The sequence below is a fragment of the uncultured Salegentibacter sp. genome, from assembly GCF_963972535.1.
Lineage (GTDB): Bacteria > Bacteroidota > Bacteroidia > Flavobacteriales > Flavobacteriaceae > Salegentibacter.
In genome coordinates this window covers 1-14210 of record NZ_CAXAVR010000068.1, presented here as the reverse complement: position 1 = coordinate 14210, position 14210 = coordinate 1, and the positions used below count along the sequence as shown (strand labels likewise).

Here is a 14210-nt window from a genome sequence, read left to right as displayed (position 1 = left end):
TTAAGAGGAGTAAGATACCTGATCTCTCCGTCTTTTTTTCCTTTTGCTTGTTGTTCAATAGATGTAGCCATACTTACGCTTTTTCTTGTTGTCTTCTATTTCTTCTTTTCTCAGCCCAGGCGATAGCGTGCTTGTCTAACTTTACAGTTAAATAACGCATCATACGCTCGTCTCTTCTAAAAGCAAGTTCCAACGGCTCTATAGCCTCTCCTGGAGCTTTGAATTCAAACAGGTGGTAAAACCCGCTTTTTTTGTGTTGAATTGGATAGGCTAATTTTCTAAGCCCCCAATCTTCTTTCGATACCATCTCGGCCCCTTTAGAAACAAGAAATTCTTCGTATTTCTGAACTGTCTCCTTTATCTGCTCATCAGATAAAACGGGATTCAAGATGAAAACAGTTTCATAAGTGTTCATAAAAATTTACTTTAAATTTATTTGGCTGCAAAAGTAACTCAATTATTTCTATTATCAAAGCTTAAAAGTAAACTACCTTATAGTAATCTAAAGAGGCATTAATAAAGAAAAAAATGTTTGATTTTTAAGTCAGGTTTCAGAATATTTAGATTTTGATTAAACCAGTTTTGGAATAAAAAATTAGAATATTTTAATACCAGGGTTAAAGCACTTCATTTCTTACTACAAAATGAAAGATAAGCTTGAAATTTCACCTATGATTTTAAAGTTTATCTTGTGATTTAAGTATTTTATGTTTAATATTGTTATTACTTAACCTAACTACTGTGGAAGAAATTTTACTCAAATGTATTGTTGTTGATGATTCCAGCTTGCAGCGATTATCTATCGTAAAGTTGATAAAAGACCATGCTAATCTTAAGCTGGTTGCCGAGTACAATAACGCTATTGAAACTAAAAACGGCCTGCTCGATAATGAAATAGATTTGATATTTCTTGATATTGAAATGCCTGTATTAACAGGTTTTGAACTTCTTGACGATCTTCCTAACAAACCACAAATTATCTTTGTGACCGGGAAAACACAGTATGCTTTTAAAGCTTTTGATTATGATGCCGTAGATTATATTCATAAACCGGTAACTAAAGAGCGCTTTAATAACGCGGTAAATAAGGCGATAAATCTTTACAAATTAAAACACCAGATTTCTGCACCACCAGAAGATGAAGATTATATTTTTGTAAAAAGCAATCTTAAAAACCGAAAGGTTTTTCTCAATAAATTAAAATATATCCAGGCCCTGGGAGATTACGTAAAATTTGTTACCGAGAAAGAAAATTTTGTAGTTCTCGCTACCATGAAATCTTTTGAAGAGCAACTTCCCAACGATAAATTTCTGCGAACTCATAAATCTTATATAGTAAACCTCGATAAAATTGAGCGATACAATTCTAAGAACATCGAAATAGATAAACAGAAATTACCACTTAGCCGTCACAAGAAAAGCAATTTGGTTGAAGCTTTAAGTGCGATTCAGTAAATTCTAATTACCCTACATCCTATTATACTATCATCAACCTGAACTATTTTTAGGTTTTAACTTGTTACCACAATAGATCCTGAAACAAGTGCAGGATGACATCCAGGAAAAATCAGTCTAATTATATAGGATCCACATTAATCACCACTTTAACACTTCTAAAAGCGCCAATAGCATTAAAACTTCCCATAATTTTTTGCAGTACTTCTTTTGTTTTCCCTAAAGATTGTTGCTGCGGAATTTTAAGCAAAATATTCTTATAATATTCATTCCTTATCCTTGCTACCGGAGGAAATTCTGGACCGAGTACATTTTCTTTAAAAACGTTTTTCATTCCTACAGCCAGCCAATCTGCAGCGTCGTTAGTTTTTGAGAAATCCCGACATTTTAAAGTAATTCTAATCAATCTATGAAATGGCGGATATTTATAGTTATACCGCTCTTCTAATTGATCTTTGTACATTCCCGCATAATCTCCCATAGAAACCTGCTGAATAATCTGGTGATGTGGATTATAACTTTGAATTAAAACTTTTCCACGCTTTTTTGTTCTTCCTGCCCTTCCCGCAACTTGCAGCATCAACTGGAAACTGCGTTCATGGGCTCTAAAATCAGGGAAATTCAGCAAATTATCAGCATTCATAATTCCCACCAGGTTTACTTTTCTAAAATCGAGCCCTTTGGTAAGCATTTGAGTTCCTATTAAAATATCTATTTCCTGTTGTTCAAAGGCATTTATTAATTTTTCGTAGGCATATTTTCCACGGGTGGTATCCTGGTCCATTCTCGCGGTTTTATATTCGGGAAAAATGGCTTTTAATTCAGTTTCAATTTGTTCGGTTCCAAAACCTTTAGTGGTAATTTCAGAACTATCGCAAGCCATACATTTCTTTTGCATTGCAATATGATAGCCGCAATAATGGCACCGTAGCTGGTTGTTATGGCTATGATAAGTCAAACTCACATCGCAGTTAGGACATTGCGGAGAGTGACCGCAAGTATTGCATTCCAGCACAGGAGAAAAACCCCTGCGGTTTTGAAATAAAATCACCTGTTCCCCTACATTCAGGGTTTCTTTAATTTCCGCGAGCATTCTATCAGAAAAATGCCCCTTCATCTCCTTCTTTTTATATTTTGTTTTTATATCTACAATTTCCATTTCGGGTTCCAGGACATCACCATATCTTCTATTTAATTCTACCAAAGCATATTTATGATGCTGAGCGTTAAAATAAGATTCTAAAGAAGGAGTAGCCGATCCCAAAATAGTTTTCGCTTTAAAGAAATTCGCCAAAACCACGGCCGCATCCCTGGCGTGGTATCGCGGGGCAGGATCAAATTGTTTAAAAGAAGTTTCGTGTTCTTCGTCTACCACCACTAAGCCGAGATTGGCGAAAGGAAGAAAAATTGAAGAACGTGCGCCAATTACTATTCTCGCTTTTTCTGAATCTTCTAAAATATGCCGGTACACTTCTACCCTTTCATTTACCGAATATTTACTGTGATAGACCAAAACTTTATCTCCAAAATAAGCTCGCAAACGTTCAATTAACTGGGTGGTTAAGGCAATTTCAGGCAAAACATAAAGTGCCTGTTGGCCATTCTCAATAACTTCTTCTATAAGTTTGATATAAATTTCAGTCTTTCCTGAAGAAGTAATGCCGTGGAATAAACAAACATCCTGTTCTTTGAGACCTGCCTTTATTTCTGAAAAAGCTTTCTGCTGAATTTCACTTAACTGAATCCCTGTTTCTGAAGCATCGCCATTAAACGTAACTCTATCGGTTTTTTCGTAATATTCCTCGAGAATTTTCTTATTGATCAGGCTCTTTATAATCGCTGCCGAAACCCCTGATTTTGCGCTTAAATCTTTTACTTTTAATGGTTTTTTATGCTGTGCTTTAATGCTGAAAAAACTTAATAAAGCTTCTTTCTGCTTTGGTGCTTTTTCTAAATCATCCAGAAGGCGGTGCATTTCGGCTTCATTATCATAAACCGGGTTCAATTTTACAAAGCGTATTTTCTTCGGCTTATACTGCTCATAAATTTCCTGGTTAAGAACCACCAAACCTTTTTCTACCAGGGCATTTATTACCGGTAATACTGCTTTTTTATCCAGGATTTTCATCACTTCCTGGATTTTTACCGAAGACTGTCGCTGCAAAGCTTCAATCACTAAAAACTCTTCATCTTTAAGCTGATTTTCATCAAATTCAGCATCTTTAATTAGCTGTACAATACTTTCACTTTCCAGTAAAAACGCGCCGGGTAAAGCAGCTTTAAGAACATCGCCTTCGGCACACATATAATAGGAAGCAATCCAGCCCCAGAATTTTAGTTGATGTGCTGTAACCAGGGGATTTTTATCTAAAATCTGGTTAATAGGTTTCGCTTCATAAACCTGCGGCGGATTTTGATGAATTTTCCCAACAATAGCGGTATATACTTTCGATTTTCCAAAGGGAACAGCAACTCGCATTCCTTCTTCCAAAAAATCGGCTTCAACTTTACTTATTGAATACGTGAAGCGTTTTTGTAAGGGCAGCGGCAAAATTACATCTATAAAATAGGCCATATGGAAATTGAAAGTTTACTCAAAAATAAAAACCATCCTTAAATAAGAATGGTTTTAATGTTTTAAATTTTAGAAAGTTTTTATTCGGCTCTTTCCCAAACCTTAGTTTTGTAGAAAAAGGCGATATAACCTCTTACATTTAGTTTATCGGGATTGTTTTCATCAACCCAAATTTTACCTTTATATTCTTTCCCAGATTTTGGATCTATTAAGGTTCCATTTATATATTCGTCGCCATCTTTTTCAAAGTCACGAATTACATTTAGGCCTTCTATAGGTTTGTTTTTAAGCTCGCCAGGGCATTCGGTGCATTTTTGGTCACGATCTTCTTCTTTAGTAATTTTTATCACTTTACCGTGAACTGCATCGTCTTTTTCATAAATCTCTATTATAGAATTTACGCGCCCGGCATCGTTTACTACCTTCCATTTACCAAAAACCCCTTGCGCATGGATTCCTGAAGAAATCAGTAAAAATCCACAAATTAGTAGGTTAAGTAAGTTGAGTTTGGTTGTCATTCTATTCTTGTTTTATTGTTTACCCAGCATTCCTTCTTTAAGGTCATCATCTGCCGGATCGTTAGAAAGCCAAATTCCAAATAAAGCCTTTTTAAACTCCATTCCTTCAATTGAACCGCTTTCTTTTCCGTTTCTATAAATTACTGAACCTCTTGATGGTAAATAAACAATATCAAACACATCTTCTTTATTAATTTCATCTTTAAAAAAGCTGATGAACTTTTTTATTTCTGCTGAAATTGGGGCTGTATTTCCACCGGTTGAGCTTTCAAAACCTTCAGTAACCGCGTCAATCATTCGGTCGCTGGTAATCATTTTTGAAACTATGTGCAATCTTATTGCCATAGCTTCATCTTTATTCATTATTTCTGAAGCATTTCCAGATTTATTTTTAAGGTAAAGTCCGCCGGCATACATATCCATCCAAAACTTTTCTCTAACTCCGGCGCCATTCAGCGTCATTGTTTCAGAGCCATATTCTAAAGTAGCAGGTAAAGTAGCACCTCCAATTTCGGTTTGTGCTGAAGTTAAATTTAAGCCGAAAACGGCTACTAATACAACTAGTAATTTTTTCATTTCTAATGTGGTTTTAGGTTGTTAAGTTATTTAATTTTTTTCTTCATTTTTATTAAAGAAGCATTTAATTCAAATCCTAAGAGCAATATATTAGAATTTAACCAGATATACACCATTAAAATTAGCAATGCCCCAATAGAACCATATAATTCGTTATACGCTGAAAAGTTTTCTATATACAACCCAAAGAAATAAGTGGTTATAATTATTAATAAAGTAGTAAAAAAGGCTCCTATAGAAAAGAATCTTGCCTGCCTGGCTTCTTTAGTGCCAAAATAATATAACATGGCCACTACAATATAAATTAGTAAAACAAACCCAACATATTTTACAATGGCAGCGCCTCCATCTGTTGCCAGGCCTAACTCCTTTAAATCGTCCATTGCATAAGTTAAATAGACTACCAGTATAATGGTAAGAAGCAACAACAATGCCATAATAAGCGATATTCCCACGGCTACCAGGTATTGTCTAATTATAGACCTGTTGGCGTTAGTATGGTAAGAAAATTCAAACCCGGTAAAGATCGCGTTTATTCCATTGGTCATTAAAAATATAGAAACTATAAAAGCAATAGAAAGTAGTCCACCTCGCGGCGTATTGGCAATATCCAGCAAAATATCATTAAAATATTCCTGGGTGTCTGGAGGTAATAAAGATTCCATAAAAAGCAGGAATTGCAGCTGGAAGTCGTCTATAAACTGGATATAGGGAATTAAGTTAAGCATAAACAGCAAGAACGGAAACAGCGCCATAAAAAAACTAAATGCAATGGCACTTGCCCGGGTAGAAAAGGTTCCTTTAATAATTCCTCCTGAATAAATTTCCCAAAGATCGTATAGCGATAGGCCATCAAAGCCGGGCAAAATTATAGCCCTGGTCTTTCTCTCCCACCAATTTGAAAATTGTTCTAATTTAGACAGAAAGGCTTTTTTTGGAGCCATACCTTATATTGCTTTTAAGCTAAGATCTAAGTTATAAACCGAATGCGTTAACGCACCACTGGAAATATAATCTACGCCGCATTCTGCATATTTACGGGCCGTATCCAGGGTGATTCCGCCGCTAGATTCTGTTTGGCATTTACCATTAATAAGTTTTACCGCCCTACGGGTATCTTCATAATTAAAGTTGTCTATTAAAATACGGTGAACACCTTCGTTTTCTAGAATTTCTTCAATTTCCTTTAAATTTCTCGCTTCAACAATTATTTTAAGATCAAGTTTATTGCTCTTAAGGTAATCTTTAGTCTTGTTAATTGCTTTAGAAATTCCGCCGGCAAAATCTATATGATTATCCTTTAACATGATCATATCATACAAAGCAAACCTATGATTCTCCCCTCCCCCAATTTTTACTGACCATTTTTCCAGCGCTCTAATCCCTGGAGTGGTTTTTCGGGTATCCAAAATTTTAGTGTTAGTACCTTCCAGTTTTTGAACAAAAGTATTTGTTTTGGTAGCTATGGCGCTCATTCTCTGTATAGCGTTTAATACTAATCTTTCGGCCTTTAAAATTGATTGTGAACTCCCTTCTACAAAAAAAGCCACATCTCCCCTTTGTATTGTTTTACCGTCTTTGAGTAAAACTTCAACTTTTAACTCAGGGTCTACTTTATCAAAAACCTGCAGGGCAAAATCTACTCCTGCCAGAATTCCTTTATCTTTCACCAGGAGTTTAGCTTTTCCTATAGCTTCTTCAGGAATACAGGCCAGAGAGCTATGATCACCTTCTCCAACGTCTTCTCTAAGCGCATTTTCAATAATTAGGTCTATTTCTTTTTCAAATTGTTCTTTTGAGATCATTTGCAATACTTATTTTTGTAAATGTAGCAAAGTCTGCGTTAAATATACCGAATGACCATAAAATTACTCTGCATAGGAAAGACCGATAACAGGGAGCTTAAACAGCTTATTGAAGTTTATAAAAAACGACTTCAGTTTTATAATAAATTTGAAATTGAAATTATTCCCGATCTTAAAAAGACGAAAAACCTTGATGAAAATCAACAAAAGGAAAAAGAAGGGGAATTAATACTGGCAAAAGTTCAGAATTCAGATTACCTGGTGCTTTTAGATGAAAATGGAAAAGAATTTTCTTCAGAAAAATTTTCAGTATACATTCAGAAAAGATTAAACAGTGGGCTCAAGCAACTTATTTTTGTAATTGGCGGGCCTTATGGTTTTTCTGAAGCGGTTTACCAAAGAGCCAATTCTAAAGTAGCACTCTCACAAATGACATTCTCTCACCAAATGGTTCGCTTATTTTTTACCGAACAATTATACCGTGCTTTCACTATTTTGAAAAACGAACCCTACCACCACCGCTAAAACCCAATCTATGGAACTTGTATTCGCTACGCATAATAAAAATAAGCTAATTGAAATTAAGGCACTTTTGCCACATTACATCAAACTACTGTCTTTGGACGATATTGGTTGTGAGGAAGATATTCCCGAAACTGCCGATACTATTGAAGGTAATGCAATTTTAAAAGCAGAATATGTTAAAAACCGATACGGTTACGATTGTTTTGCAGATGATACCGGGCTGGAAGTTGAAGCGCTAAATGGAAAACCCGGGGTTTACTCTGCTCGTTTCGCAGGAGAAAATAAGGATGATGCCGCAAATGTGAGAAAATTACTAAGCGAGTTGGAAAATAAAGAAAACCGAAACGCTCAATTTAAAACTACCATTGCTTTAAATTTAAACGACAGGCAAAACCTCTTTACCGGAATTTGCAAAGGCGAAATTATAAAAGAAATACGCGGGGAAAAGGGTTTTGGTTATGATCCTGTATTTAAACCAAATGATTTTGAAAAGACTTTTGCCGAAATGAGCCTTGGTGAAAAATCAGAAATAAGTCATCGTGGAAAAGCCTTTAGAGAGCTAATCGCCTATCTTTCAAAATAAAAGAACTAGATAGGTGTATATTGCTATGTAAGCCGTACCTTTGCCGCTTATTTAATTTTTTATATGAACAAATTTGAACAATTAGGTTTAAACCCTTCTATTCTTAAAGCAGTCGAAGAAATGGGTTTTACAAGCCCAAGTGAGATACAGGAAAAAGCGATTCCTGTTTTACTAAACGAAGATACCGATATGGTGGCATTGGCCCAAACCGGTACAGGAAAGACAGCTGCTTTTGGATTCCCGCTTATCCAGAAAATAAACGTAAGTAAAAAACATACCCAGGCATTAATTCTTTCACCAACACGTGAACTTTGCCTGCAAATTACCAACGAATTAAAGAATTACTCGAAGTTTGAAAAAGGTCTTAATCCGGTTGCTATTTATGGTGGTGCCAGCATTACAGACCAGGCCAGACAAATTGAACGTGGAGCTCAAATTATTGTGGCAACACCGGGACGTATGCAAGATATGATTAATCGTAATCTTGTAGATATTTCTAAAATAGAATACTGTGTTTTAGATGAAGCCGATGAAATGCTTAATATGGGCTTCTTTGAAGACATTAAAGCAATTCTTTCTCATACTCCAAAAGAAAAGCATACTTGGTTATTTTCTGCCACTATGCCTAAAGAAGTTGCAACAATTGCCAAGAAATTTATGCGTACTCCTATTGAAATTACCGTAGGATCTAAAAACCAGGGAACATCTAATGTTTCCCACGAGTTTTACCTGGTAAATTCAAGACAACGTTACGAAGCTTTAAAAAGACTGGCAGATGCCAATCCAGATATCTTTTCAGTAATTTTTTGCCGAACAAAAAGAGATACTCAAAAAGTAGCTGAAAAACTTATTGAGGACGGTTATAGCGCTGCAGCTTTGCACGGTGACCTTAGCCAGAATCAACGTGATTTGGTGATGAAAAGTTTTAGAAACAAGCAAATCCAAATGTTGGTAGCTACAGATGTTGCTGCACGTGGAATTGATGTAGACGATATTACTCACGTAATCAACTACCAGTTACCCGATGAGATTGAAACGTATACTCACCGTAGTGGCCGTACCGGTCGTGCTGGCAAGAGCGGAGTTTCTATGGTTATTGTTACCAAAAGTGAAATGCGTAAAATTAAAAGTATTGAGCGTATTATTCAGCAGAAATTTGAGCAAAAAGATATTCCAGACGGAATGGAAATTTGCCGTGTGCAGCTGTTTCACCTTGCAAACGATATTAAAGAAACCAAGATTAATCACGATATAGATGCGTATCTACCGGGAATTAATGAGGTATTAGAAGATTTTACCAAAGAAGAGCTTATTAAGAAATTCTTTTCTGTAGAATTTACTCGTTTCTTCAATTATTATAAAAATTCTGAAGGTTTAAGTTCTCCTTCCGCTCCTGCAGATGGTGGTGGTTCTGGAGATTCTACACGTTACTTTATAAATGTAGGTGCAAAAGATGATTTTGACTGGATGAGCTTAAAGGATTTCCTTAAGGCTACTTTAGATCTTGGTCGTGACGATGTTTATAAAGTTGATGTAAAAGACAGCTTCTCTTTCTTTAATACCGATGCAAAAAATACCGAAACTGTTTTAAGCACCTTTAAAGACTTTAAACACCAGGGTAGATATATTAATGTTGAAGAAACTACTGATACCGGCGGACGTGGTAAACGCGGCGGCGGTGGCGGTGGCGGTGGCGGCCGAAAAGGCGGAAAATTCAACAAAGGCGGCGGCAAACCAGACTTTAAAGGAGGTGGGCGTAGACGTTCAGACGATTTTAAAGGTGGTTCTGGAAAAGGAAAGAAATCTGGAAACCGAAGCAAAAACATAGAAAGCTCTATTAAAAGAAGACGGAGCAAAAATTAAATTCACATCTGGCGCCTAAATTTTCAATTATGGCATTGTTTTTTATAAGTATTTTATAATTTAGGCGCCAATTGTTATGAAGAAATTCCTTTTTACCTTTTTACTACTTTTTTTAGCTTTTCAGGCATTTTCACAGGATGTTGTATCGGGAACCGTTATGAACGCTGCAGATGATAAACCTATTGAAAAAGTCCATATTGTAAACCTAAACCAAGTTAAAGGTGCCGTTAGTGAAGAAGACGGATCCTTTGAATTACAGGCCACAGTTAACGATACTCTCTATTTTTCTTATCTTGGATTTAGACCTATAAAAGTTAGGGTTACCAACGACTGGCTGAAATATGGAAATGTAAAGGTTAAAATGACCGAGTTGGGAATTGCTTTAGAAGAAGTGGTTTTAAAACCGGTTACTCTTACCGGATATTTAGAGATTGATGCCAGAAACATTCCTATTTATGAGAATAACCGCTATAGCATCTCGGGCTTAAATGCCGGTTACGAAGGTGGAGATAATTCTGCTAGTGCGGTTTCCCGTACTTTGGGCGCTATCTTTAATCCTGCCGATTTGATGCATAATATTTTTGGAAAAAAACCAAAGCAAATGCGAAAATTAAGGCAAATGAAAGAAGATGATGAAATAAGAACACTTCTACGTAATAAATTTGACAGAGAAACTCTTATCGCACTTCTTCCAATTAATAAAGTAGAAATTGATGAAATCTTACAGCGCTGTAGCTATTCTAAAGATTTTTTAAGATCGGCAAACGATTTGCAAATTTTAGACGCTTTAAGCGGTTGCTACGAAGAATACAGGGTTTTACAAAGAAATTAAACCTTCACTCCTTTTTCCATAGTGGTTTTTAAACTAATTAGGCCTTTTTCGAGATCCTGACCCATTAATTTATCGGCACTATAAAACAAACTTATTACTGAAAGTGGAAACGGTAAATTACCGCGAATTCCCCAAACTACTTTAGATTTTCCCGGTTCCAGTTCTTTTGCTGCAAAATAAGTAAGCATACTCACTTTTACCGGTTTCACAAATAGCACGCGAGTCTCAAAAACTCTTGGATGTTTTACTTTTATAATTTTTTGAAGCCCTTCCCCTATTTCATTATTCTTACTTTTCCAGTAAATAGCCGCTCCTAATTTTCCATCCTCACCTTTATGCTTTAAAACTGCTTCAGGATGTTTTGCAAACCAGGGCACCCAAAGCGGATGTTTCTTTAATTGCCGTACATAACTAAAAACCAAGTCACGTGGGGCATTTATTACCATTGTTCGGCTAATGTCATACCTTTTCTTTGCCCAGGCATGGAGAAAAGCTATAAAAGTAATAAAGGCAATAAGTAGGTAAAAAAAGAGGGTCATTAGAAAAAATTATTCAACTAATTTAATGATTTTCTGTATTGAATTGCGCTATAATTGAATCTGAATTTTTAATACATTTTTTTAGCCATTCATATTTCAGGTTAATTTTATCTTCTTCAGAAAGTTGCCAGTTAATTTCACTGCTTTTTAACCTGGAAGTAATGCTTTGTAAAATAATAGCTGCAGAAACCGAAATATTTAGACTTTCAGTAAAACCAAACATGGGAATATTCAACCTGCAATCGGCCTCATTTAAAATTTCATCACTTAAACCTTCTTTTTCGGTTCCGAAGAAAATAGCTGAAGGTTTTTCTATATTAAAATCTTTTAGAGCTGTGTTTTCTCCATAAGGTGTAGTTGCCACAATTTGATAGCCTTTTTTCCGTAATTCTTGTATGCATTCTTTTGAAGTGGAATACCTGTTTACATCTACCCATTTTTGGGCACCCATTGCGATTTCGCGATCAATTCTTTTAGGTTTGCGTTCTTCTATTACGTGAATATTCTGAATTCCAAAAACCTCACAACTTCTAATTACTGCACTGGTATTATGTAATTGATATACATCTTGGGTTGCGACTGTAAAATGATTGGTTCGTTCTGCAATCACTTTATCGAATAAAGCAATTCGTCGCGGTGTAAGAAATGTTTCAAGATGTTCTATAAGACTGGTTTTTTGCATGGGCTAAAATTATAAAACCCCACTTGAAGCGGGACGTTTTCACGAGAATATTTTTTAAAATTTTCTACTGAAAAAAATTGAAATTATAATTCATAAAAAGTTTAAAATGAATACAAAAAAACCCGGCCTCATTTAGGCCGGGTTTTTCACTCTAACATCAACATTTAAGTTCTAAGAATTAGAACCAACATTACCTTGAGCTACAAGCGTCTCTAAATCTTCAGCACTTAAGTGCACATTTAGATAACCGTCATAGTCTAAAAGTCCGTTATAGTCAATCATATCTGCATCTTCCCCATCAAAAGCTGATACATTAGTCATACTCATTCCGGTATCACCATTCACTGCATTTAGAGAAATGGCAATATCTCCGGGAGCATCTTCAACAGAGCCCACGTGGATATGCGCAGGGTGTTCTCCACCATCAGGAGTTCCATCTAACATTATAGTTACCAGAGTTTCGCCATTTACACGTTCTTCAAACATTGCAGTTCCCATTATTCCATCAACATCTACACTTCCAAGATCATAAGAAGCAGATTCGCCGGTTAGTTCATTTTGGCCTATATCACCCTGAGCTACAATAACTCCAAGTTGATCTGCACTTAAATGAACATTTACATAACCATCATAATTTAATACATCTTCGTAACCAAATGCGGTATCATCATCAAGCATCGCAACGTGAGTCATACTCATTCCGGTAGCTCCATTTACAGGGTTAAAAGTGAAAGCTATATCGCCACCTTCAGCGGCAGTTCCCATATGGATGTGAGCAGGGTGCATTCCGTCTTCTGGAGTACCGTCTAGCATAATAGTAGCTAAAGCTTCCCCACTCATTCTTTCTTCAAAAATCACAGAACCACTAATTCCTTCAACAGCTCTTTCTCCTAATTGGTAAGTTTTGCTTTCTCCGGTTAATTCATTTGCTCCTATATCTCCCTGGGCTACAACAGTAGCCAAATCTTCTGCACTTAGGTGAACGTTAACGTAACCGTCGTAATTCAGTACTTCTTCGTATCCAAATTCGGTATCATCGTCTAACATTTCAACCTGGGTCATACTCATTCCGGTTGTTCCGTTTACCGGATTAAAAGTGAAAGCTATATCGCCTGGGCCTTCCGTAAAAGAACCCATATGAATATGTGCAGGGTGCATTCCATCTTCAGGAGTATTATCTATTATAATAGTCGCCAGGGCAGCACCACTCATACGTTCTTCAAACATTACCGTTCCACTAATTCCTTCAACAGCTCTTTCATCAAGCTCGTAAGATTTAGTTTCGCCAGTAAGTTCATTACCACCTATATCGTTTTGAGCTACAAGAGTTCCAAGTTCATCTGCGCTTAGGTGAACATTTACATAACCATCATAATTAAGTACATCGTTATACAAAAATGCAGTACCATCGTTTAATTCCGCAACATTGGTTTTACTCATTCCGGTAGCTCCGTTCACTGGTGTAAAAGTAAAAGCAATATCTCCCGGTGCTTCTACAACAGATCCCATATGAATGTGGGCGGGATGCTCACCATCGTCTGGAGTGCCATCAAGCATAATGGTTGCTAAAGCTTCACCATTTACTCTTTCTTCAAACATTATATTTCCAGCAATTCCTTCTATAGCTCTTTCTTCAAGCATATAGTTTTTAGATTCTCCGGTAAGTTCATTTTGACCGATATCTCCCTGGGCAACCAAAGTACCAAGATCGTCAGCACTTATGTGAACATTGATATATCCATCAAAATTTATAGCTTCTTCATAAGTAATACTTGTTCCATCATCTAGTGTAGAGAAAGTAGTTGTACTCATTCCGGTAGATCCATCTACTGGTTCAAAAGAAACTGCAATATCTCCACCTTCTGCAGCGGTATTATAATGAATATGTGCTGGGTGCATTCCTCCATCTGGAGTTCCGTCTAATTCAAGCTCAACGGTGGTACTGTTATCTTCATTTTCCATAAATGTAGCTGTACCTGAAATTGAAGGATCGGCAACGGAGTAAAGTTGAAAGGATTTTGTTTCCCCTTCAAAATCATCGCCCCCCTCCATCGGGGTCTACTGCATCATCATCGCTGCTGCAGCTCATAAACATAAACGGTAGTGCTATAAAAATAGCAAGTAAGAATTTTTTCATAAGTTTAAAATTTTTAAGTTATTAGTAAATTAGTGATAAGAAAAAGCAACAAAATGCTTTTTACGTTATCAAATCTATAGATAGATACGAGGGAGCTGGATTTAACGGATGTTAAGGTTT

14 protein-coding genes and 1 pseudogene are annotated in these 14210 nt (G+C 36.2%); 5 read left to right on the top strand and 10 right to left on the bottom strand.

Annotated elements, in window-relative coordinates:
• Positions 1-71: pseudogene (locus AACZ30_RS09285) on the bottom strand (30S ribosomal protein S18); the annotation flags it as partial.
• 2 nt (positions 72-73) lie between these two features.
• Positions 74-415 (bottom strand): 30S ribosomal protein S6, encoded by a 342-nt coding sequence (gene rpsF / locus AACZ30_RS09280; RefSeq protein WP_075327083.1) that lies wholly within the window; start codon positions 413-415, stop codon positions 74-76.
• 326 nt (positions 416-741) lie between these two features.
• Here rpsF and AACZ30_RS09275 point away from each other — a divergent pair, with 326 nt between their 5' ends.
• Positions 742-1455 carry a LytTR family DNA-binding domain-containing protein gene (locus tag AACZ30_RS09275; RefSeq protein WP_075327084.1) on the top strand — a complete coding sequence of 238 codons (714 nt, stop codon included), beginning with the start codon at positions 742-744 and terminating at the stop codon, positions 1453-1455.
• Between the two features lie 121 nt (positions 1456-1576).
• On the opposite strand, the gene priA is transcribed toward AACZ30_RS09275, so the two are convergent.
• The 5 genes from priA to nadC form a co-directional block, all read right to left on the bottom strand.
• Entirely contained in the window at positions 1577-4030 is a 2454-nt protein-coding gene (gene priA, locus AACZ30_RS09270) for a primosomal protein N' (protein ID WP_339648993.1), read from the bottom strand.
• Positions 4031-4110: 80 nt separating this feature from the next.
• Entirely contained in the window at positions 4111-4548 is a 438-nt protein-coding gene (locus AACZ30_RS09265; protein WP_075327086.1) for a DUF2147 domain-containing protein, read from the bottom strand.
• 12 nt (positions 4549-4560) lie between these two features.
• Positions 4561-5124 (bottom strand): chalcone isomerase family protein, encoded by a 564-nt coding sequence (locus AACZ30_RS09260; protein WP_075327087.1) that lies wholly within the window; start codon positions 5122-5124, stop codon positions 4561-4563.
• Between the two features lie 26 nt (positions 5125-5150).
• Positions 5151-6068, bottom strand: coding sequence for a YihY/virulence factor BrkB family protein (locus tag AACZ30_RS09255; protein ID WP_075327088.1), 918 nt, complete (start codon positions 6066-6068; stop codon positions 5151-5153).
• A gap of 3 nt (positions 6069-6071) precedes the next feature.
• Complete coding sequence (gene nadC / locus AACZ30_RS09250; RefSeq protein ID WP_339648987.1) at positions 6072-6929, bottom strand: carboxylating nicotinate-nucleotide diphosphorylase; 858 nt, start codon at positions 6927-6929, stop codon at positions 6072-6074.
• A gap of 51 nt (positions 6930-6980) precedes the next feature.
• Here nadC and rlmH point away from each other — a divergent pair, with 51 nt between their 5' ends.
• The 4 genes from rlmH (at position 6981) to AACZ30_RS09230 (ending at position 10732) form a co-directional block, all read left to right on the top strand.
• A complete protein-coding gene (gene rlmH / locus AACZ30_RS09245) occupies positions 6981-7454 on the top strand; it encodes a 23S rRNA (pseudouridine(1915)-N(3))-methyltransferase RlmH (protein WP_286761056.1) in 474 nt (157 codons plus the stop codon).
• A 10-nt stretch (positions 7455-7464) separates the two neighbouring features.
• Positions 7465-8037, top strand: a complete 573-nt coding sequence (locus AACZ30_RS09240) for a non-canonical purine NTP diphosphatase (RefSeq protein WP_286761055.1) — start codon at positions 7465-7467, stop codon at positions 8035-8037.
• 63 nt (positions 8038-8100) lie between these two features.
• Complete coding sequence (locus tag AACZ30_RS09235) at positions 8101-9900, top strand: DEAD/DEAH box helicase (protein WP_075327092.1); 1800 nt, start codon at positions 8101-8103, stop codon at positions 9898-9900.
• Between the two features lie 76 nt (positions 9901-9976).
• Entirely contained in the window at positions 9977-10732 is a 756-nt protein-coding gene (locus tag AACZ30_RS09230; RefSeq protein WP_075327093.1) for a carboxypeptidase-like regulatory domain-containing protein, read from the top strand.
• On the opposite strand, the gene AACZ30_RS09225 is transcribed toward AACZ30_RS09230, so the two are convergent.
• The 3 genes from AACZ30_RS09225 to AACZ30_RS09215 form a co-directional block, all read right to left on the bottom strand.
• Positions 10729-11271: an SRPBCC family protein gene (locus tag AACZ30_RS09225; protein ID WP_075327094.1), complete on the bottom strand. Its 543-nt coding sequence runs from the start codon at positions 11269-11271 to the stop codon at positions 10729-10731. The genes AACZ30_RS09230 and AACZ30_RS09225 overlap by 4 nt on opposite strands.
• Before the next feature lie 22 nt (positions 11272-11293).
• Positions 11294-11953, bottom strand: a complete 660-nt coding sequence (locus AACZ30_RS09220) for an RNA methyltransferase (protein WP_339648982.1) — start codon at positions 11951-11953, stop codon at positions 11294-11296.
• A gap of 171 nt (positions 11954-12124) precedes the next feature.
• Positions 12125-14005 carry a hypothetical protein gene (locus tag AACZ30_RS09215; RefSeq protein WP_339648980.1) on the bottom strand — a complete coding sequence of 627 codons (1881 nt, stop codon included), beginning with the start codon at positions 14003-14005 and terminating at the stop codon, positions 12125-12127.
• Positions 14006-14210: the final 205 nt, after the last annotated feature.